Origin of the sequence: Candidatus Magnetobacterium casense (genome assembly GCF_000714715.1) — a bacterium.
Taxonomy (GTDB): Bacteria; Nitrospirota; Thermodesulfovibrionia; order Thermodesulfovibrionales; family Magnetobacteriaceae; genus Magnetobacterium; species Magnetobacterium casense.
In genome coordinates this window covers 85,268-105,217 of the sequence record NZ_JMFO01000004.1, presented here as the reverse complement: position 1 = coordinate 105,217, position 19,950 = coordinate 85,268, and the positions used below count along the sequence as shown (strand labels likewise).

Annotated in this window: 21 protein-coding genes; 14 read left to right on the top strand and 7 right to left on the bottom strand. The window is 48.3% G+C overall.

The features are described from left to right. The first annotated feature begins 30 nt into the window (after positions 1–30). From Mcas_RS03390 to Mcas_RS03325, 14 genes are all read left to right on the top strand, one after another. A complete protein-coding gene (locus tag Mcas_RS03390) occupies positions 31–279 on the top strand; it encodes an acyl carrier protein (protein ID WP_040334082.1) in 249 nt (82 codons plus the stop codon). After that, complete coding sequence (gene fabZ / locus Mcas_RS03385; protein ID WP_040334081.1) at positions 276–710, top strand: 3-hydroxyacyl-ACP dehydratase FabZ; 435 nt, start codon at positions 276–278, stop codon at positions 708–710. Before Mcas_RS03390 ends, fabZ begins: the two co-directional genes overlap by 4 nt. 2 nt (positions 711–712) lie before the next feature. Then, positions 713–1,537 (top strand): enoyl-ACP reductase FabI, encoded by an 825-nt coding sequence (locus Mcas_RS03380; protein ID WP_040334080.1) that lies wholly within the window; start codon positions 713–715, stop codon positions 1,535–1,537. 31 nt (positions 1,538–1,568) lie between these two features. Continuing rightward, complete coding sequence (locus Mcas_RS03375) at positions 1,569–2,651, top strand: NAD(P)H-dependent flavin oxidoreductase (protein WP_040334079.1); 1,083 nt, start codon at positions 1,569–1,571, stop codon at positions 2,649–2,651. A gap of 357 nt (positions 2,652–3,008) precedes the next feature. Beyond that, entirely contained in the window at positions 3,009–3,326 is a 318-nt protein-coding gene (locus Mcas_RS03370) for a nucleotidyltransferase domain-containing protein (protein ID WP_040334186.1), read from the top strand. Positions 3,327–3,608: 282 nt separating this feature from the next. After that, a complete protein-coding gene (locus tag Mcas_RS03365) occupies positions 3,609–5,054 on the top strand; it encodes a sensor histidine kinase (protein WP_081853570.1) in 1,446 nt (481 codons plus the stop codon). Between the two features lie 3 nt (positions 5,055–5,057). Beyond that, a complete protein-coding gene (locus tag Mcas_RS03360) occupies positions 5,058–6,425 on the top strand; it encodes a sigma-54-dependent transcriptional regulator (protein ID WP_040334078.1) in 1,368 nt (455 codons plus the stop codon). A gap of 99 nt (positions 6,426–6,524) precedes the next feature. Continuing rightward, entirely contained in the window at positions 6,525–9,020 is a 2,496-nt protein-coding gene (locus tag Mcas_RS03355; RefSeq protein ID WP_052566810.1) for a TIGR03960 family B12-binding radical SAM protein, read from the top strand. Between the two features lie 2 nt (positions 9,021–9,022). After that, positions 9,023–10,531, top strand: coding sequence for an Rne/Rng family ribonuclease (locus Mcas_RS03350; protein WP_040334077.1), 1,509 nt, complete (start codon positions 9,023–9,025; stop codon positions 10,529–10,531). 70 nt (positions 10,532–10,601) lie between these two features. Beyond that, the gene (locus tag Mcas_RS03345; RefSeq protein WP_052566809.1) at positions 10,602–11,066 is read left to right on the top strand and encodes a DUF29 domain-containing protein; all 465 of its coding nucleotides are present in this window, start codon (positions 10,602–10,604) and stop codon (positions 11,064–11,066) included. A gap of 83 nt (positions 11,067–11,149) precedes the next feature. Then, the gene (locus Mcas_RS03340; protein ID WP_052566808.1) at positions 11,150–11,614 is read left to right on the top strand and encodes a DUF29 domain-containing protein; all 465 of its coding nucleotides are present in this window, start codon (positions 11,150–11,152) and stop codon (positions 11,612–11,614) included. A gap of 83 nt (positions 11,615–11,697) precedes the next feature. After that, the gene (locus tag Mcas_RS03335) at positions 11,698–12,162 is read left to right on the top strand and encodes a DUF29 domain-containing protein (RefSeq protein WP_052566807.1); all 465 of its coding nucleotides are present in this window, start codon (positions 11,698–11,700) and stop codon (positions 12,160–12,162) included. Between the two features lie 83 nt (positions 12,163–12,245). Beyond that, the gene (locus tag Mcas_RS03330) at positions 12,246–12,710 is read left to right on the top strand and encodes a DUF29 domain-containing protein (RefSeq protein ID WP_052566806.1); all 465 of its coding nucleotides are present in this window, start codon (positions 12,246–12,248) and stop codon (positions 12,708–12,710) included. Positions 12,711–12,929: 219 nt separating this feature from the next. Next, the gene (locus tag Mcas_RS03325) at positions 12,930–13,394 is read left to right on the top strand and encodes a DUF29 domain-containing protein (RefSeq protein WP_040334179.1); all 465 of its coding nucleotides are present in this window, start codon (positions 12,930–12,932) and stop codon (positions 13,392–13,394) included. Between the two features lie 55 nt (positions 13,395–13,449). Here the strand turns inward: Mcas_RS03325 and Mcas_RS03320 are convergent, their stop codons facing one another. From Mcas_RS03320 to Mcas_RS03290, 7 genes are all read right to left on the bottom strand, one after another. Beyond that, entirely contained in the window at positions 13,450–14,970 is a 1,521-nt protein-coding gene (locus tag Mcas_RS03320; protein WP_040334076.1) for an FHA domain-containing serine/threonine-protein kinase, read from the bottom strand. 65 nt (positions 14,971–15,035) lie between these two features. Next, entirely contained in the window at positions 15,036–15,863 is an 828-nt protein-coding gene (locus Mcas_RS03315) for a flagellar motor protein MotB (protein ID WP_081853569.1), read from the bottom strand. Then, the gene (motA, locus tag Mcas_RS03310; protein ID WP_040334075.1) at positions 15,860–16,708 is read right to left on the bottom strand and encodes a flagellar motor stator protein MotA; all 849 of its coding nucleotides are present in this window, start codon (positions 16,706–16,708) and stop codon (positions 15,860–15,862) included. The genes Mcas_RS03315 and motA overlap by 4 nt, the downstream gene beginning before the upstream one ends. A gap of 49 nt (positions 16,709–16,757) precedes the next feature. After that, complete coding sequence (locus Mcas_RS03305) at positions 16,758–17,537, bottom strand: PilZ domain-containing protein (RefSeq protein ID WP_040334074.1); 780 nt, start codon at positions 17,535–17,537, stop codon at positions 16,758–16,760. Between the two features lie 124 nt (positions 17,538–17,661). Beyond that, positions 17,662–18,084 (bottom strand): flagellar export chaperone FliS, encoded by a 423-nt coding sequence (gene fliS, locus Mcas_RS03300; RefSeq protein WP_052566805.1) that lies wholly within the window; start codon positions 18,082–18,084, stop codon positions 17,662–17,664. A gap of 20 nt (positions 18,085–18,104) precedes the next feature. Further along, positions 18,105–19,427 (bottom strand): flagellar filament capping protein FliD, encoded by a 1,323-nt coding sequence (gene fliD, locus Mcas_RS03295; protein WP_040334073.1) that lies wholly within the window; start codon positions 19,425–19,427, stop codon positions 18,105–18,107. Positions 19,428–19,429: 2 nt separating this feature from the next. After that, on the bottom strand, positions 19,430–19,864 hold the full coding sequence (locus Mcas_RS03290; RefSeq protein ID WP_040334072.1) for a flagellar protein FlaG: 435 nt from the start codon (positions 19,862–19,864) through the stop codon (positions 19,430–19,432). Positions 19,865–19,950: the final 86 nt, after the last annotated feature.

Sequence of the window (19,950 nt, the reverse complement as noted above, 5' to 3'; positions counted from 1 at the left end):
CGAGGTAAATTAATGACAGAAGAGGTAGATATGACAAGAGAAGAAGTAAAAGGCAACTTGGTAAAGATTATCAGCGAGGTCCTCCCCGGCGAGGATGTCTCCGATATAGAAGATGATAACGTCCCCTTTGTAAACCGCGTGGAGATGGACTCTATGGACTTCCTCGATATAGTGCTCTCCCTGACAAAGGAGTACAAGATCGATATACCGGACTCCGATTTCAGCCACCTCCGGACAATGAAGGATACCCTGGACTACCTGATGCCCAAGATATCATGAACGATGTCAGGACATACATCCCGCACAGAGAACCGTTCCTGTTTGTCGATGAGATCGTTGAAATTGACGACAAAAGCATAAAAACCAAAAAGTACATCGGTAGCGGAGAATACTTTTTCAAGGGCCACTATCCCGGCTATCCCGTAATGCCGGGGGTACTGATGTGTGAGGCTATGATGCAGTCTGGCGCCATCCTCATCGCCCATTGCCAGAACAAAGACCTCCTGAGTGATGTCCCCGTTGTCTCAAAGATTAACAACGTGAAGTTTAAAAACATGGTGCTGCCTGATTCCACTATCGAAATGCACGTAGAACTTACCGATAAGATATCAAGCGCTTATTACCTCAAGGGCAAGGCATTTGTTAATTCAAAGGTGGTGGTGTCGATGGACTTTGCCTGCGCCCTGGTAAAGAAGGGAGAGAATACGTAAATATGAACTTTTTGGGACTTGAGAATAAGAAAATCATTGTATTTGGTGTGCGTAACAAGAAAAGCATTGCCTACCATACGGCGGCCCTCCTGCAACAAGAGGGTGCAGAGTGTCTATTTGTTGTCAGGGATGAGGACATTAAGGCCAAGGTGGCTGCACTCTTCCCGGGCAAGGAGATATTCACATGTAACGTGAAAGAACAAAAATCCATAGAGGACCTGTATACAAACATATCGGGTCGCTATCAGAAAATAGATGGCATGTTACATTCAATAGCGTTTGCTAATATCCCGGACAACTATGTCTCTTTCCATGAAATGAACAAGGCAGACTTCCTGGAGGCCATTGATATATCGTGTTTTTCGTTGACCAATCTTGCCAACACCTTTAAGGGTCTGTTTGCTACGGATGCCTCCGTGGTAACGCTTTCCGTGCCCTTTACGCGGATTGCCGTTGAGTGCTATGGGTACATGGCACCGGTGAAGGCTGCGCTTGAGTCGTCCGTTGTCTATCTGGCAAAGTCCTTCAGCAACTTCTCAAACGTGAGATTCAACGTGGTGGCCTCCGGATTCCTTAAAACCACATCGGCAGCCGGAATCCCGGGATTCGTCTCCAACTATATCTATTCGGAGAAGACGAATTTCAGAAAAAAGGCCCTGGAGGCAAGCGAAATAGCAGACGTAATTGTCTACCTGTTGAGCAAAAGGGCTGCCGTTATAAACGGACAGATTATCGTCTCGGATGCCGGCACGATGCTCAATCCCTATGACAAGGAAATACTTGACGCATTGATAAAAAACAAGAATCAAAGCGGTGTTAACGTATAAAGTTAATGCCTCTGCCAAGGAGTAATAAGAAATGACCTGTAAGGAACTACCATCCTTAAGAATAGGTAACATAGAGGCCAACCCGCCTATCATTCAGGGTGGAATGGGTGTGAGGGTGTCCATGTCGGGGCTTGCCTCCGCTGTTGCAAACGAGGGATGTATCGGCGTTATAGCCAGCGTGGGGATAGACTTCCCCAAAAAGAGTGACCTCACCCTCAACAAGCAGAGGTATGTTGACACCGGAGGTGAGGCGTTTCGTGCCGAAATCAGAAAGGCACGTCAGATGACAAAGGGGTTGATCGGCGTCAACATCATGTACGCAATATCAAACTATGAAAAGTTCTCCGCCATTGCAGTTGAGGAAGGTGTAGACTTGATCATCTCCGGTGCAGGGATGCCCGTGAATCTGCCCAAGTTCCTTAACGGCAAGGACGTCAAGTTGGTGCCGATAGTTTCCTCTGCGCGAGCATTTCGGCTGATCTGTGAGTTCTGGAGGAAGGACTACGACAAGCTCCCCGATGCCGTGATAGTCGAAGGAGTCAAGGCCGGTGGACATCTGGGATTTTCGTACAAGGAGGTGCTCAACGACAAGGCTCCGACCCTTGAGCAGATCGTGACAGAGGTCATAGATGTGGCCAACACTTTCGATCCGCCGATCCCCGTGGTGGCGGCAGGCGGCGTGTTTGACGGCAAGGATATAGCCAAATTCCTCAAGCTCGGTGCCTCCGGGGTACAGATGGCGAGTCGTTTTGTGTGTACGCATGAGTGCGACGCCCACGAAAACTTCAAAAAAGCCTGGATAAATGCCAAAAAAGAGGACATTACAATCATAAAGAGTCCCGTTGGGATGCCTGGTCGGGTGATCAACAGTGAGTTCGTCCAGCGTATCAAAAATGGTGAGACCATACCCTTTAGATGCACCTACAAGTGTCTCAAGAACTGCGACCCAAAGACGATCCCCTATTGCATCGCCGAAGTGCTGACAAACGCCGTTGAAGGCAACCTCGATGAGGGCTTTGCCTTTGCCGGTGAAAACGCATACCGCTGCAATGAAATCGTATCCGTTAAGGACCTGATAGCACAACTGAAACAGGAGACTTTGGCATATCTGTAAGCTGACATAGAGAAGGGGGACTCTCATCCCCCCTATGCAACCTCAACATCACGCTTGTTATTCCTTAGCTGCCGTTGCTCACATCTGCCGTAGATACCAAATAAAACATATCGCCTGATTTTGAGGCTGCATATATCCCCGTTATAACAACTGGAAAAGACGGCAAATGTCTTGTTAGACAAATGTACAACAGTTATGAGAAAATATAACCAAAGTACTTGGCTGAGAGACTGTTTACTTGATTGGTATAGACATGTTGAGAATATATTTCGGAATTTTATCGACGCGATGCAAAAACGGCGCATTGACGTAAATAAATGGTTTTTTTTGAGAAAAAAGTTAGAAAGTAAGGTTAGAATGGACATAGAAGCTCTATTAATGGAAATCACAAGGCGGATCGCCACTATGTTTGATCCGGAGCGGATAATCCTGTTTGGTTCTTATGCCGTCGGAACAGCGACATCGGACAGTGACATTGATCTCATGGTTGTTATGCGGACAAGCGAGATGCCCCACAAACGGGCAGTTTCTATAAGACGGATTCTAAGGGATATCGATATCCCCAAGGATATTGTTGTCAGGACGCCGGAGGAGTTTGAGCAGTTTAAGGACATTGTAGGTACGTTGATCTATCCCGCCGCACACAGAGGAAGGGTACTCTATGAAAGGCGATAAGCTTGATGTTGTCAGGGCATGGCTGCAGAAGGCCGAAAACGACCACGAGAGGATGCCGAAGAAGCAATCGTAATCGCTCTAAAAATAAGGGCTGTTATCTTAAATGCACTTCAAGGCAAATTATAAAAATTCCGTTTTTTACAACTGATATATAAGCGAGTATGCTGAGATTGACGAGGCAACTTGCAATGTATTTGGTGCTTGCCGCCAACGCGGGGTGTCCACACCGACATCATAACTGGCTCGCTGTGATTTCCGTTTTTTTAATGCTATAATAGTCGTATGATGTTACGGGGGTTGTCTTTCACGCCGTCGCTCAACGTTAAGTTGATAGCGATGATGCTGTCTCTGATGGCGATAATCATCACCTTGCTTGTCATCTTTAACTATCAACTGGAGCAAAGCCTCCTGATGGAGATAGAGCGCCAGACGGATGAACTCACCAAGGCCATCCAGATAGGAGTGGAGGAGGTCACAGGTTCCGGGGTTACAGATGAGGCAAGGCTTTCAAAGTACCTCAAAAAACTCAACAAGAAAGGCTTAAAGGAGATATCGATAATCAGCAACGACAGCGAAGTGCTTGCAAGCACCAATATATCGAAGGTGGGCGCACGCATTTCGCACAGGAAAAAAGAGCTCGTTATCAAGGCCGAACTCGGTGAGCACGTCACGGATGAGGGCAGGGCATATAACGTCATCATCCCGGTCATAGCCGACGGTATCCAGTACGGTTACATTCATCTGCAGATAAACAAGGACGACTTCTCCGATCTCATAAAGGCAAACACCATTAAGAGGACAATAACAACACTTGTCGTCTTTGGCATAGGGATGGGGATAATCATAATATTTTCCAGGCGCTATACGGACCCCATCAAGAGGCTGGCCGATGCCTCCCTGCGTGTCTCTGCCGGAGACCTCACACAGTCCATACCCGTGTTGAGCCGTGATGAGATCGGCAAACTCTCCGAGAGCTTTAACTACATGGTGCAGAGACTCAGGGAGAGTCGCTCCATCGAGGAACGCCTCAGAGAGGCCGAACACCTGTCTGGGTTGGGGCAGTTGTCGCGCAACATAGCGCACGAAATCCGCAATCCGTTGAATTTCATAAGCCTCAGTATCGGTTACATTGAGGACAAATACAGACCGGCAGAGACGGAGAGCGCCGCAAAGTTTGGCAGCCTCATCAGTGGCATCAAACATGAGGTACAGCGCCTTAATCAACTGGTAACCGATTTCCTGGAATACAGCAGGCCACTTAAATTCAGCATCCAGAAGGTCAGGGTCAACCCCATGCTGGAGGACGTGCTGGCCCTCGTGTGGGCCAAAGCGGAGGCAGACGGCATACAAATAATCAGGGAGTTCGACCACTGCGACGTCACGTTAGAAGTAGACCCCGCACTCTTTAAGTCCTGCATACTCAACGTCATCGTCAACGCCTTTAACGCGATGTCCGAAAGCAGGAAGGACAGTAGCACTCTGCTGCTATCCTCGGACCTGTCAGACAACGATTACCTGCTGACAATTACCGACAACGGCGTGGGATTGTCTCAGGACCTGATATCAAAGGTGTTTGAGCCTTTTTTTTCAACCAAACAGAACCATCCCGGTCTTGGTCTTCCGATGACCAGGCGGGTGATGGAGGAGCTTGGCGGGCGGGTCGAGTTTCACAGCGCAGAGGGAGAGGGATGCAGCGTCAGGTTATTTTTACCCTGCCCATGTGAATAGGTTATGGCGGTTATAGTAGTCATAGACGATGAGCCCCTGCAGCGGGACATCCTTAAAACAATCCTGGAGGATGAGGGTTATGAGGTCTACAGTGCATCATCTGCCGAAGAAGGTCTGCACATGATAACCACGCTCCTGCCCGATTTAGTGATCACGGACCTCAAGATGGGCGGCATGAGCGGCATACAACTGTTGGACGCCCTGCCCACCGGGTTGTCAAGGCCGGCGGTTATCGTGATCACTGCCTATGGGACGATTACCAGCGCCGTAGATGCCATAAAAAAAGGCGCCTTTGACTACCTCACAAAACCCCTGGACAAGGACGTCATCCTGCTGATAGTCAAAAAGGCCGTTGAACGTATAGACCTTCTGCGGGAAAACCAGAGGCTGCGTCATGAACTCTATGACAAGTTCAGCATAGAGGGCATCGTGGGCACTTCAAAGCGTATAAAGGATGTCATGGAGGTTGTCCGTAAGATAACAGCGGTAAACGTGACAGTCCTGGTATACGGCGAAAGTGGTACGGGAAAGGAGCTTATAGCCAGGGCGATTCACTACAACAGCCCCCGGCGCACGGCCCCCTTTACGGCCATTAACTGTGCCGCTCTGCCCGATAATCTCATCGAAAGCGAGTTGTTTGGTTACGAACCTGGCGCCTTCACGGGGGCAACCCACCGCAAGATTGGACTGTTTGAATCGACCTCCGGCGGGACGCTGTTTCTGGATGAGATCGGTGACATGCCCCTGATAACCCAGACAAAACTCCTGAGGGTGCTCCAGGACAAGGAGGTCAGGAGATTGGGCGGCAAGGACAGCATCAAGGTGGATGTCAGGATCATCGCCGCTACAAACAAAGACCTCGAACGGGAGATCGAAAAAGCCACCTTCAGGGACGACCTGTACTACAGGCTAAAGGTGGTCACCATACGCCTGCCTTCCCTGGCGCAGAGGAAGGATGACATCCCGCAGCTCATTCAGCATTTCCTTGACAAGTACAACAAGGAGTTTGACAGGCAGATCAGGGGCGTGGAACGCTCCGCCCTGAGGATGCTCATGGATTATCACTGGCCGGGCAACATCCGCCAACTGGGTTCCGTCGTTGAGCGGGCAGTCCTCATGGCCGACACGGAGCTTATAACCACCGATGACATCAAGGATGAGTTAAGTCTGCCAACAGCAGGCACGGCATTTAACATAGAGATTCCACAGGAGGGGATCAACTTCGAGGAACTGGAAAAAACCCTGCTAAAAAAGGCCATGGCTCAGGCAAACAACGTAGCAGCCAAGGCCGCCAGACTCCTTGGGATGAGCTACAAGACCTTCTGGTACAGGTTTGAGAAGTTTGGCCTCAATAACCCCGATAAGCAGTAGGCAGCCCGATTAAGGCATTCCTTTTAAGGAATCGGAATTTTTTTTATCTCCCCATTAACATGCTTGTCAAACAGTGTTTGGAACTGGTATAGTTAAGGAGTGAATTTTTCGCAATTCAGGAGACCGAGCAGGTACATAAACAGCGAACTTAATGCTGTATACAAGCGTGGGTTTATACGTGTGGCGCTGTGTTTCCCCGATGTCTATGAGATCGGGATGTCGCATCTCGGCCTTAAACTCCTCTACAAGATAATAAACGACCTGCCCTATGCCTCCTGTGAACGTGCCTTTGCCCCGTGGACAGACCTCGAAGAATACCTCAAGACAGAGGGCATACTGCTAACATCCCTTGAGAGTAAGACGCCCCTGCGGGAGTTTGATATCGTCGGATTCAGCCTCCAGTACGAGCTGTCGTATACGACCGTCCTTAACATGCTACACCTTGGCGGTATCCCGATAAGGGCGCAAATGCGTTCCGACACTGACCCCGTGGTCATAGCGGGCGGCCCCTGCACGGTCAATCCCTCGCCGGTGCTGCCATTTTTCGACGCCTTCGTAATAGGCGACGCCGAGGAGACCATCAGGGAGGTCATAGACGTTGGGGTCGCATACAAGAAGGACGGACACCTCAACCGGAAGGACTTCCTCAAAGGTCTCAGCGAAATAGAAGGCGTAATGGTACCGGCCTTTCCCAAGCCCTCCGTCAGACGCAGATATGTTACCAACCTTGATATTGCCGACTATCCCACGGCCCCCGTTGTGCCCTACACAGAGGTTGTCCACGACCGCATAAACATAGAGATCGCCAGGGGGTGTAGCTGTGGCTGCCGCTTCTGTCAGGCCGGGGTCATCTACAGACCCGTCAGAGAGCGTGACCCGGCAACCATCATTACCATAGCCGAGCAGGCCCTCAAAAACACCGGCTATACCGAGGTCTCTTTCACCTCACTCAGCGCCGGGGATTACACCAGACTACCCGAGGTACTGAGGCTGTTTAACAGGAAATTTTCGCACCGACGCATATCATTTTCCCTGCCCTCGCTGAGGATCAACTCGGTGACGGAGGACATCGTTATAATGACCAAGGCAGTCAAAAAAAGCGGCTTTACCATCGCCGCAGAGGCCGCCACTGCACGTCTGCGACAGGTCATAAACAAGGACTTCGAACAGGAAGATTATGACAGAACTATACACACGATATTCAGAGAGGGCTGGCTCAACCTCAAGCTCTATTTCATGATAGCCCTGCCAACGGAAAGGGACGAAGACGTTGAGGCCATCCCTGCAATGGTTTATAAGGCGCTAAAGACCGCCAACAGGTTCACAAAACACTCCGTCAACATCAACGTGGGTGTTTCGGCCTTCATACCCAAGTCGCATACGCCCTTTCAGTGGTGTCAACACGCCTCCCTGGACGAAATCATGAGAAAAAAGGACTACCTCAGACAGAACCTCAATAAAAAGGCAATCAAGTTTAAGCTCCAGGACGATCGCATGTCACTGCTTGAGGCACTGTTTGCCCGCGGGGACCAGGACATGGCTACGCTGATAGAGACGGCGTGGCAGGAGGGGGCAAGATTGGATGCCTGGTCGGACGTCTTTGACTACAACAAGTGGCTCACTGCCATGGATAAGACCGGCATAGATGGTGCGGCCATTGCCACGAGGGACTTCCACGGGGATGCCTCCACCCCCTTGCCCTGGGATACCGTGGATACCGGCGTAAGCAAGGACTACCTTTGGCGTGAACTGCAGCGGGCATTGGCCGAAAATCGAACCCCCGACTGCAAGAACACCTGTATGGCATGCGGACTTGGCTGTAAGAGCGGGGAGTATCTCTCCAAGTGTGACGGCTATGTCTTGCCCGATTCAGGGAGCAAGCCGGAGTTTCAGATGCGCCATAGCTTCTCTCCTGTAGGTGTGCGGGTCATGTTCTCCAAGGGCGGACAACTGCGATACCTTTCGCACCTGGAACTGATGTTGGCGCTCCTGAGGGGGTTGCTGCGGGCATCGGTGCCGCTGGTGTACTCAAAGGGGTTTAACCCCATGCCGGGGATTTCCTTTGGCCCTGCCTTGAGCGTTGGGGTTGCAGGGGAACGCGAGTTCTTTGACATTGAGGTCTATCCCCCGTGCGACATAGAGAAATTCACCAGGGAACTCAACATGACCTTACCGCAGGGGTTGAGCGTCTTGAAGATGTTCTTTATACCAAAGGGGGCACCGTCGCTGGGGAAGTTCGTCAACACTTACAGGTACGAAATAGCACTAAATAAAAAATTAACCAGAATCGACATAGAAAACGCCATACAATTGTTTCTGCAAACCCCTGAAAATAAATGGATGACTTCCAACCTTGTGGAGTTTGACACAGCGGACGACAAACTTGTCCTGCTCCTGAGAGACACCCCGGAGAAGGCCGTAAAGATAGCTGTTGTGGTCGAGGCGCTGTTGGGGTGCAAGATGGAGGAGGTTGAGGTGGTTAGAACGGCTATGTATGGATGGCAAGCGGGGTTGGCGGGCAAGGGGCAGGACGGCCAATTGAAAACAGGACGCCTGGTACAACCCGATGAGATCATCCCCAGGGGGCAACATTAGGGGTGTCAAGTGAGATAATCATAAACGTGACCCTCGATGAGGTACGTGTAGGGCTCCTGGAGAGGGGGCAGTTGGTGGAGTTCTACGTGGAGAGAAAGAAGGATGCAAGTCTCGTGGGCAACATCTATAAGGGCAAGGTGGTCAAGATACTGCCGGGGATGCAATCGGCCTTTATCGATATTGGTCTTGAGAAGGCGGCCTTTCTCTACGTTGATGACATAAAGACCGACGTGGAGGACTTCACGGAGTTCCTGGAAAACGGCGATGACCCCATAGAGTTGACGACGCAGCGTGGGCGTCCCGACAGACCCGATATCACCATCAACGAGCTGATACAGGAGGGGCAGGACGTCCTGCTTCAGGTGTCAAAGGACCCCATCGGGACAAAGGGTGCCCGTGGCACCTCCTACATCACCATACCGGGGAGATACCTGGTGCTGATGCCAACCATAGACCATGTAGGCATCTCCAGGCGCATCGTCAAGGCCGAAGAACGCCAGCGACTGCGCAATATTGTTGACGAACTCAAGCCCAAGGGCTACGGTCTCATCGTCAGGACTGCCAGCGAAAGCGAAGACATCGAAGAGTTAAGAAAGGACATGGAATTTCTCCTTCTCATCTGGGAAAACATCCTCAAGAAGAAGGAAAACGTCTCCTCTCCGTCGATGCTCTACAGCGACCTTGACCTGATCTACCGCAGCGTGCGCGACCTGTTAAACAACGAAGTCGAACGCCTTGTCATAGACTCCAGGGACGAGTTTGAACACATCCAGGATTTTGTCAAGCATTTTTTTCCAAAACTCTACAACAAGATAGAGTACTACGACCGACGTGAGACCATCTTTGACTTCTTTGGCATCGAACTTGACGTATACAAGGGGCTTGACAGGCGCGTCTGGTTAAAGTCCGGCGGCTACATTGTCATAGACCAGACCGAGGCCATGACCGTCATAGACGTCAACACCGGCAAGTACGTTGGCAAGGAAGACCTCGAAGACACCATACTCAAGGCCAACCTCGAGGCCGTCAAGGAGATCGCCTATCAGATCAGGTTGAGAAACCTCGGGGGCATTATCATTATTGACTTCATTGACATGGAGATACCCGAAAACAGGGAAAAACTCTACACCGCCTTTGTCGAAATCATGAAGCGGGACAGGGCCAAAAACACCATATTTAATGTCTCCGAAATCGGCCTGATCCAGATGACCAGAAAGCGCATCCGCGAGAGCCTTGGCCGGACCCTGTGTGAGACTTGTCCGATGTGTGAAGGCAAGGGTTTTGTGAAGTCCACAAAGACGGTCAGCTACGAAATATTCAGAAAGCTCCGCCGCATGCCCCTGCACAAGGGTGCCAAGGTGACCATAACGGCACACCCCATTGTCGCCGATTACCTCTCCGACGAGCAACGCCACGGGTTGGAGGAGTTTGAAGTCACCTTTGACGTTGTACTGATCATCAAGGCAGACTCCAAGTTGCAGCGAGAGAACTTCGATATATCCATAGCGTGAGAACGAAAGAAGTTCACTTGACAAATGCCTCAGATGTAATGTTACCATATCTCATATGGAGGTAATATCTATGGATACCTTGACTCATAACGATGCTCTCAGGGCTCATGACCTCTACGAGGTTGATTTTTACCAATGGGCGTTTCATAATGCCGACCTGTTGCGGCAAGGCAGATTCACGGAGATAGACCTTGAAAATATAGTAGAGGAGCTGGAGGGCATGGGCAAAAATAACAAACGAGAACTTGCAAGTCGATTAGCGGTATTAATAATGCACCTGCTAAAATGGCAGTACCAACCAAAACGGCGTAGTAGAAGTTGGCGTGAAACAATAAATAATCAAAGGAAAGATATCAAACTTTTACTTGAGGACAGTCCAAGCTTAAAATATAAGATAGAAGTCATTATAGCTAAAGGATTTATAGAAGCCAAACGCACATTTGAAGATGAAACGGGAATTAGTGCCAAGGAATTACCTGAGACCTGCCAGTACACCTTTGATCAATTGATGGATTACAGTTTCCGACCAGAGTAGTCCGTGTCAAAAACGACTTTCCTCCGCCTCTTGACAAATGCCTCATATGTAATGTTAGCATATTTAATATGGAGGTAATATATATGGATACCTTGACTCATAACGACGCTCTCAGGGCTCATGACCTATACGAGGTTGATTTTTATCAATGGGCGTTTCATAATGCCGACCTGTTGCGGCAAGGCAGATTCACGGAGATAGACCTTGAAAATATAGTAGAGGAGCTGGAGGGCATGGCCAGGAATAACAAGAGAGAGCTATTGAGTCGATTAAAGGTGCTAATAATGCACCTGCTAAAATGGCAGTACCAACCAAATCGGCGTAGTAGAAGTTGGCGTGAAACAATAAATAATCAAAGAGTAGAGATTAATTTTTTGCTTGATGACAATCCAAGCCTAAAATATAAGATAGAAGCCGTTATTGCTAAAGGATTTATAGAAGCTAAACTGTCATTTGAAGATGAAACAGGAATTAGCGCCAAGGAATTACCTGAGACCTGCCCCTATACCTTCGGACAGATAATGGAGCGTGGTTTTCGACCAGAGTAGTCCGTGTCAAAAACGACTTTCCTCCGCCTCTTGACAAATGCCTCATATGTAATGTTAGCATATTTAATATGGAGGTAATATATATGGATACCTTGACTCATAACGACGCTCTCAGGGCTCATGACCTATACGAGGTTGATTTTTATCAATGGGCGTTTCATAATGCCGACCTGTTGCGGCAAGGCAGATTCACAGAGATAGACCTTGAAAATATAGTAGAGGAGCTGGAGAGCATGGGCAAAAATAACAAACGAGAACTTGCAAGTCGATTAGCGGTGTTAATAATGCACCTGTTAAAATGGCAGTACCAACCAAAACGGCGTTGCAGAAGTTGGCGTGCAACAATGAGTAATCAACGAAAAGATATTAAACGTCTGCTTGCGGACAATCCCAGCTTAAAGCATAATATAGAAGCCGTTATAGATGAAGAATTTATAGAAGCCAAACGCACATTTGAAGATGAAACGGGAATTAGTGCCAAGGAATTACCTGAGACCTGCCAGTACACCTTTGACCAATTGATGGATTACAGTTTCCGACCAGAGTAGTCCGTGTCAAAAACGACTTTCCTCCGCCTCTTGACAAATGCCTCATATGTAATGTTAGCATATTTAATATGGAGGTAATATCTATGGATACCTTGACTCATAACGACGCTCTCAGGGCTCATGACCTATACGAGGTTGATTTTTATCAATGGGCGTTTCATAATGCCGACCTGTTGCGGCAAGGCAGATTCACGGAGATAGACCTTGAAAATATAGTAGAGGAGCTGGAGAGCATGGCCAGGAATAACAAGAGAGAGCTATTGAGTCGATTAAAGGTGTTAATAATGCACCTGCTAAAATGGCAGTACCAACCAAAACGGCGTAGTAGAAGTTGGCGTGAAACAATAAATAATCAAAGAGTAGAGATCAAACTTTTACTTGAGGACAGTCCAAGCTTGCAAAATAATATAGAAGCCGCTATAAATAAAGGATTTATATTAACCAAACGCACATTTGAAGATGAAACAGGAATTAGCGCCAAGGAATTACCTGAGACCTGCCTATACACATTTGAACAATTAATGGATTATGATTTCTGGCCCGAATAGTCCGGATCAAAAAAACTTTCCCCCCCGTGTTGCCTCACGTAAAAATCTATACGAAAGTAGTCTTAGGTGTGGTGGTGGTCTGTATTTGGCCAAGTCATGCTCGCTAATGTTTTTTTAAGGCAACGGGTATCGTTTCGTATAGATTTTAGATGAGGCAATTCGCCCCCTTGACAAGCGCCTAAGAGGTAATGCTACTATACCTGTATGGAGACTATATCTATGGAGGCTTTAACGCATAAAGACACGCTTACAGCGAGTTCTCTCTATGAGATTGATTTTTACCAATGGGCGTTCCATAATGCCGATCTGTTGCGACAAGGCAGATTCACGGAGATAGACCTTGAAAATATAGTAGAGGAGCTGGAGGGCATGGCCAGGAATAACAAGAGAGAGCTATTGAGTCGATTAAAGGTGTTAATAATGCACCTGCTAAAATGGCAGTATCAACCAAGACGACGTTGTAAAAGTTGGCGCACAACAATACGTAATCAAAGGGACGAAATTAAACATCTGCTTGGAGACAGCCCAAGCCTGAAGCATAACATAGAAATCGTTATAGCTAAAGGATTTATAGACGCTAAAGGCGGATTTGAAGATGAAACAGGCATTAGCGCCGATACATTACCTGAGACCTGTCCCTATACATTTGGGCAAATAATAGATTATAGTTTTCGCCCCGAATAATCCTCGCAACACTGCCATGGCAAGCGTGTTCACATGGCAGAAGCACGGCAGCGCATCAGAAGCTGTATTTTTTTGACACCTGCTTGAGGGCTTCGCGGAACTCATCGGCTGTTTGATATCGTTTGTCGGCCTCTTTCATGACGGCCTTGTCCACAACCTCAGCCAGTTGCGGCAAGAGGTCTGCTTTTCGCTGCATAATTGGGATGGGCGAGTCTTCGAGTATAATCTCCACGGGATGGCGCGTTCTTTGTTTGGCAGCCCCCGGAGCGTGTTTTTGTGCATCAGCCTTGGGGACGTCGATGGTGTACTTGCCGGTGAGCAGGAAGTAGAGACTGACTCCGATGGCATAGACGTCTGATGGGGGCTTGACGAACTTGTAGTTTGTTATCTGCTCGGGTGGCATAAACAACAACGAGCCGCCGAACTTTCCAGTCTGGGTGTAGTCATAGAGGGAGTTGCCGGCATCCTCGTAGGACTTTGCCAGGCCATAGTCGCTTATTTTGGCGACAAAGTCGGGGTCGTCATAGGGACGACTTAGGAGGAAGTTTGAGGGTTTGAGGTCCCTGTGTATGAACCCCCGACTGTGGAGTGAGCTTAACCCCTTGAGCAATTGAAGCGTGATCCTTACGGCAAGTGGCACTGGCAAAGGGCCACGGAATACCCTCCTCATCAACTGTGAGATGTCGCCACCTGGCAGGAACTCCGTGACAAAGAAAGGCACATTTCCCACCAGACCTTTTCCGAGATTTCTGACGAGGTTGGGATGTGCCACCATAGACTGCACCTCCATTTCACGTTCAAAGAGCTTGCGACTGTCCTCGTGTCTTACGGCATCGGCATGTATCTGCTTGATTGCACAGATGCGTCGCGTGTGATTATGCACGACCTTAAAGACAATCCCCATGGCGCCCTTGCCAAGCTCAGACAGGACGGTATAATCGCCCATCGTTTTATACGGGATGGGGGGTTTTTGCTGCTTTTGGGCACACTCATCGCAGAGGTACATCATATCGGGGAAGTCCGCAGCACAGCCATCGCTGTTGGCCGCCTCCGAGAGGTCGAGCTGACAACCAACGCATTTGAAGTTGAGTGTGACCTTAGCCTGTTCTGCCTGGAGAGTTGCGCGACGCTTTAGTTCCTGTTGTTGTTTTTGGCACTTATTGCAGGTGTAGACCATGGATTTGGATTGCTCCGGGGTGACGGTGCCCACTTCGTCTGTGACGTTTCTGCCGCAGACAGTGCACAAGACCACTGCTTGTTTTTCAGTTTCGTCCTCATCAATGTTGACCTGTATGAGCGTATTGCCTACCCTTATGAGGTCGCCATCAAACAGCTCCATTCTGTGGATGCGTTTGTCATTAACCAGGGTTCCGTTTGTGCTGTTGAGGTCTGTGATGATGCAGATGGTTGAGCGAATCTCGAGTATAAAGTGTGTACGTGACAGATAGCGGTCTGCCTCCGGACCCAGTCTCAGGTGCGCCCTCTTTGATCTGCCTACCAGGAAGGTGTCTGGTTCAGTGAAGAATAACTTTCTCCCTGCCCCTGGGCCTTCTAAAAGATTCAGCGTAACTTTCATTCACGGTATATCATGTGTGCTTATACGTTGTTGGCATACACGCTTAGTTATTGCCGACATAGTGGTTATTGGGATTTAAGTTGTGGTATTTCGTTTGTTACGTTTATTTTTTTCAGGTTGTCGCTCTTGGTTTCAGAGAAGACGAGTATGCTGATTCTTCTGTTTCTGGGGTCAGTCGGGCTTGTTTTAATGAGGAGGTCAGTTGCTGCAAAGCCTGCTACTTTGGAGAGACGGTCTGGGTTGAGGCCGTTGTTCTCTAGTTCTTTTCTTGCCGATGAGGCCCTATCGGTGGAGAGCTCCCAGTTGGTGTATTTGGTAGTGGCATAGTTGAGGGCATCGGTATGGCCCTCGACGGAGACCTTGGCATCCTGGATGTCCTTTATGTTTTCAGTGACGATTTTGATGATCGCCTTTGCGTCTGGAGTCAAGTCGGCCTTTCCCAGGGCGAACATAGGCTTTCCTCCCTCTTTATCGATCAACTGTATGCGCACGCCGTTTTCCACGACATCAACCATCACCTGGTCTTTTACGTCGGCCATCTTTTTTTCCACTTGCTCTTTTAATTTCTTCGTTAACTCATCTTTTATGGAGAAGAAGCTGCCAGATTGTCTGTCTGATGGCATAATCTCACTCTTTGGGATTTGGGTATCAAGGACGTCTGCTCCTTTGCCAAGGAAGGAGTATCCCATGCTGTCATATATGGAGAGTTGGTTAAAGTAGGATGCCAGTTTCAGGCGTTTGTCGGGGGAGACCATTGACAGCAGCCACATCAGGAGGAAGAAGGCCATCATAGCGGTGACGAAATCTGCATAGGCCACTTTCCAGGAGCCGCCATGTCCACCGCCGTGGCCGGCTTTTTTGACTTTTTTGATAATGATGCTTTGACCTTTCATTTTCTGATTGATTCCTCCAGTTCTGAGAATGTAGGTCTTTCGGAGTTGGGGATGGCTCTTCTGCCTGATTCCACGGCCATCTGCGGTGCCGCACCGCCGACAAAGGCAACCAGAGCTACACGTATGACGTGGAAGTAGACCTCTTCTTCCTTGGCCTTGAGTTCGAGGTTGCTGGCTATGGGACCAACGAATCCGTAGCACATGAGCACGCCCAGGAAGGTACCTACCAGTGCCGCCCCGATGCTATGCCCCAAGACTGAGGGGGGGCTGTCGATCTTTCCCATTGTCAGGACGACGCCCAAGACAGCCGCCACGATTCCGAATCCAGGCAGGGCATCGGCCACCTTTTGGATACTCATGGCAGGCAACATTTCTTCGTGTGAGTTAGCCTCTATATCGATATTGAGGAGTTCATCCAGTTCGTGTGTGGGCATGCTGGTGGTGATTATAACTTTGAGGTTGTCGCAGATAAAGCCGAGGGCGGTTTTGTTTGTGAAGAGGCTTTTGTACTTTGTAAAGACTGCACTTTTGCTGGGGTCTTCAACGTCCTGTTCGATAGAGATCAAGCCTTCTTTTCTGACCTTTGAAAAGATCAAGAACAGCAGGGAGAGGAGTTCCAGATAGGCTTCTTTATTGGCCGTACCTTCGCCAAATATATGTTTTAGTTTATCCAGGGTATGGAATATGACCTTCTTGGGTGTGGCTATAACAAATGCGCCAAAGGCCGATCCACCGATTATGAAGAATTCTGCCGGGTTTATCAGCAATGCCAGATTTCCGTGTTCCATCAGGTATCCGCCGATAACCGCTACAAGGACTATTGCAATGCCTACTGCTACTGTCATTTATCTTCCGTATTCATGTGTTTTAACATTCCCGTTTAAAGTTATTTTTCTATTGTATTCTGATCTCTCGTTGTCTTCTTAATATTTCTCTTTGCCGCTTTAGCGTATACTGCAAGAGTTCGTCTCTTACATCTTCTTCCATGTCGATGAAGGTTATTGCGATTTCAGAGTTAGCTATAGTTTTCAGGTCTCTTGCCCTGACCACTACACCATAGACAATAAGCCCTACAGGTGGTGAGGTTGGCAGGAGCATCTTGACTTCGACGCAGTCTCTCACGCTGTAACGTTCGTTGACATTGAGGCTCATTCCTGATGCGCTTATATTTACCTGGACTTCTTCTGCGTTCATAAGGCCTTCTCTACCGAAGGTAAGCATATCGAGTATTATACCTAGTTTGGCATTTATATCGACGAGCATTTTCCACACTGTCGGACTGACCGTATCGTCTGCGACATCTCCAGCGGATTTCCTGAGTCTTGACATATCTACGCCGACTTCGGATATTACCTTTGCACGTTTTATGTGGGCATCACCATCGATCTTTTTGACAATCACGGGCATTACATCTTCCACACGAAAGGAGTCACGTTCTTCGGCTCCAACGCTTTTCATGTAGATTTTGTTGTCTTCTACGTTGACTATTTCTGCAAAGTAACCTGAACCGCCAATCATAAAAAACACATTTTGGCCCTTGAACACATTTACCGGTACCAACTCAAGCTGTCTCACTACAATGTCTTCATCTTTTACGGACAATACCTCCGCTTTATACTGTTCATACCTCGGTTGATATTTGCAGACTATATTATCACCTACCTTAAGTGGCATGACTGTATATCATCTACTCTATTCGTTTATGCAACATCAGTATTCATTGGTTTATAGTATGCCACAACTCTCCATTGTTTGTCAACACTGATTACGCTGATCATACCACAGGGCTACTTTTTTTTTAGTGTGCCTTAGCCGCCATTTGTTGCCGTGCTATTTCTGATGCCGGCACTGTTGTTTTTATTTCGAACCATGCACTTCTGAGTGTTTTCAGCAGTTCCTGGATATGATATATCTTATCTACAGATTCGGATGCGTTTATCCGTGTAAGTTCCAGAAGTATGTACGTATAGAGGTCTTGCAGGTTTAGCGCCACTTCGCCGCCATCTTCGACGTTTAGTGAAAAGAGCAGTTCCTCTATGATCATTCTGCTTCTGTTGAGGTACTGGATTTTCTGCACCTTGTCCTTTTTGTTGATTGCCACCACTGCCTTGCTTAGGAAGCTGATTGCTCCGTCATACAGCTTGATGATGAGATCGAGCGGAGACAAACTGTTTATATCCATACTGATATAAGCAGCTTGTGCGTAGGTCGCGTTTGTCATAAAATTTCCTCCTTGCTGATTTATTTGTTAGTTGATGGCAACATATTTGCCATACTTGTGCTTTGACTCTGAAGATCCGCTATAGTTGCTTCCATAGCTGCAAATTTCTTCTGATACAACTCCCTGGTTTTTGCTAACGAGGCAGTCAAATCGAGCACATCGTCTTCAATATACCTTATCTTTTTGCTAAGGGTATTCGTTTTCTCAGGGATTAGGGACCTGACGATCTCTTGGAGTGTGGTATCGAATTCCGAGCTTAAGTTATCCATCATTGCATTGAATTCGGTTTTTTTGTCTGCCGATGTGGAATCCAGCTTGGAAGACTCCAACTCCATGACGCCATACTTGTCATGACTTATGCCAAACTGCGCAAGCGTTGAGCCGGCGTAGCTTGATGTTGTGACTCTCTGCAACTGCAGCATGATGCTTCTGGTTGTTCTATCTCCGGAGAGAGACTCTCCCTTGGCTGACAGTTCTTTCAGCTTGGACATTGCAGAGTTATAGGAGTCCACAAATGCCTTTATGTTTGTCGATTCTGACATTGCCCCAGTTTCAACCGAAAGAGCAACTTTGGTGCCGGGAGAGGCCTTTTTCAGGTTGATGGTCAACCCGCTTATCACGTCGGTTAGCGTATTTGAGCTACTGCTGATGCTCTGACCGTCAATCTTGACGATTGCATCCCGACCTTGTTGTGTAAGCGTCATACTACCAACCGAGAATTCGGCATCAAAGTCCAGCTCACCCAGACTCTTACCAGTTGGTCCGCCATCGTTGCCAACTATCGTGACCCCACCAGAGGCGCCGCTGTCCTTTGAGCTTACTACCAGTCTGTAGCCGGTACTATCTTTTATGATAGTGGCACTGGCGCCAATACCGGCACTGTTTATCGCATCTTTTATACCGGACAGTGTGTTGTTCTTGTAATTTATATCTATATCTACCGACGATGCCCCCAATCTGAGGGTAAGCGTCCCTGTCTTAAAGACTTCCTTGTCGCTGCTGTAGGCATTCGAACTGATCTTCTGGTCTTGCGCCAACTGTGTAACCTCTATGCTGTAGTTACCCGCAGAAGCCGAAACACCTGCTGTAGCCTGTAATATGGTCTCATCGGAGGAGGTCACATCAAAAGACGCTATCTTGGATGACGCCAATCCCTTTACCGCCGTGCGCAAAGCGGATACTACCGATGATATTTCACCGTAAGCACTTATTTCCGTCTGATAGTCTTCCTTTTTTTGGTTTAGCTTATCCAGCGGTTTCTGTTCGATAGCCATCAGCTTATCGATGATACCGGCCGTATCGATACCTGAAAATGCTCCGGTCGTTGTCGTCACTGTTGCCATGTCTAAACCTCCTTATGAAACAACTTATTATAGGCCTCTTCCAGACGACGCACTGACTTCTTATAGTCATCCGGCGGTATCTGCTTTAACAGCTTGCCTTCGGCATCAACCACCTTGATAATCACTTTTTCGTCCTCGTCGATCTCAAAATACGCCTTACTCTGATTTGCATCAACAGCCTTTGTGACATCAGTCTCTTTATTTACAAGTTTCTTTAAATCATTACCAGCTTCTTTTTCAACGTCAACAGTGTTACCACTGCCTTTTATGGCAACGCTGTCATTTTCATTCCATTTTACGCGCTGATCGGCGCCACCTCCAACCACGCCATTGTCCGCTTGACCGGAAATATTGCGCACCAACTCATCTCCGATACCGGAGACGTCAACCTTCATTGCCAAACCCACCGGCATTATGCTTGCTACTGCCTCAACCATATATCATCACCTCCATCTTTAAGATATTTTTTCTGGAGATTTTTTAAATAGAGAGAAGGAGAGGACAATGTCTCCCTCCCCACTCT

Excerpts from the sequence above, each read along its gene's own strand:
- Mcas_RS03370 (WP_040334186.1), top strand. The coding sequence starts at position 3,009 with ATGGACATAGAAGCTCTATTAATGGAAATCACAAGGCGGATCGCCACT.
- Mcas_RS03315 (WP_081853569.1), bottom strand. The coding sequence starts at position 15,863 with ATGAAAGGTCAAAGCATCATTATCAAAAAAGTCAAAAAAGCCGGCCAC.
- Mcas_RS03290 (WP_040334072.1), bottom strand. The coding sequence starts at position 19,864 with ATGGTTGAGGCAGTAGCAAGCATAATGCCGGTGGGTTTGGCAATGAAG.
- fliS (WP_052566805.1), bottom strand. The coding sequence starts at position 18,084 with ATGACAAACGCGACCTACGCACAAGCTGCTTATATCAGTATGGATATA.
- Mcas_RS03320 (WP_040334076.1), bottom strand. The coding sequence starts at position 14,970 with ATGAAAGTTACGCTGAATCTTTTAGAAGGCCCAGGGGCAGGGAGAAAG.
- Mcas_RS03330 (WP_052566806.1), top strand. The coding sequence starts at position 12,246 with ATGGATACCTTGACTCATAACGACGCTCTCAGGGCTCATGACCTATAC.
- Mcas_RS03375 (WP_040334079.1), top strand. The coding sequence starts at position 1,569 with ATGACCTGTAAGGAACTACCATCCTTAAGAATAGGTAACATAGAGGCC.
- fliD (WP_040334073.1), bottom strand. The coding sequence starts at position 19,427 with ATGGCAACAGTGACGACAACGACCGGAGCATTTTCAGGTATCGATACG.
- Mcas_RS03380 (WP_040334080.1), top strand. The coding sequence starts at position 713 with ATGAACTTTTTGGGACTTGAGAATAAGAAAATCATTGTATTTGGTGTG.
- motA (WP_040334075.1), bottom strand. The coding sequence starts at position 16,708 with ATGACAGTAGCAGTAGGCATTGCAATAGTCCTTGTAGCGGTTATCGGC.
- Mcas_RS03305 (WP_040334074.1), bottom strand. The coding sequence starts at position 17,537 with ATGCCACTTAAGGTAGGTGATAATATAGTCTGCAAATATCAACCGAGG.
- Mcas_RS03335 (WP_052566807.1), top strand. The coding sequence starts at position 11,698 with ATGGATACCTTGACTCATAACGACGCTCTCAGGGCTCATGACCTATAC.
- fabZ (WP_040334081.1), top strand. The coding sequence starts at position 276 with ATGAACGATGTCAGGACATACATCCCGCACAGAGAACCGTTCCTGTTT.
- Mcas_RS03360 (WP_040334078.1), top strand. The coding sequence starts at position 5,058 with ATGGCGGTTATAGTAGTCATAGACGATGAGCCCCTGCAGCGGGACATC.
- Mcas_RS03345 (WP_052566809.1), top strand. The coding sequence starts at position 10,602 with ATGGATACCTTGACTCATAACGATGCTCTCAGGGCTCATGACCTCTAC.
- Mcas_RS03340 (WP_052566808.1), top strand. The coding sequence starts at position 11,150 with ATGGATACCTTGACTCATAACGACGCTCTCAGGGCTCATGACCTATAC.
- Mcas_RS03390 (WP_040334082.1), top strand. The coding sequence starts at position 31 with ATGACAAGAGAAGAAGTAAAAGGCAACTTGGTAAAGATTATCAGCGAG.
- Mcas_RS03325 (WP_040334179.1), top strand. The coding sequence starts at position 12,930 with ATGGAGGCTTTAACGCATAAAGACACGCTTACAGCGAGTTCTCTCTAT.
- Mcas_RS03365 (WP_081853570.1), top strand. The coding sequence starts at position 3,609 with ATGATGTTACGGGGGTTGTCTTTCACGCCGTCGCTCAACGTTAAGTTG.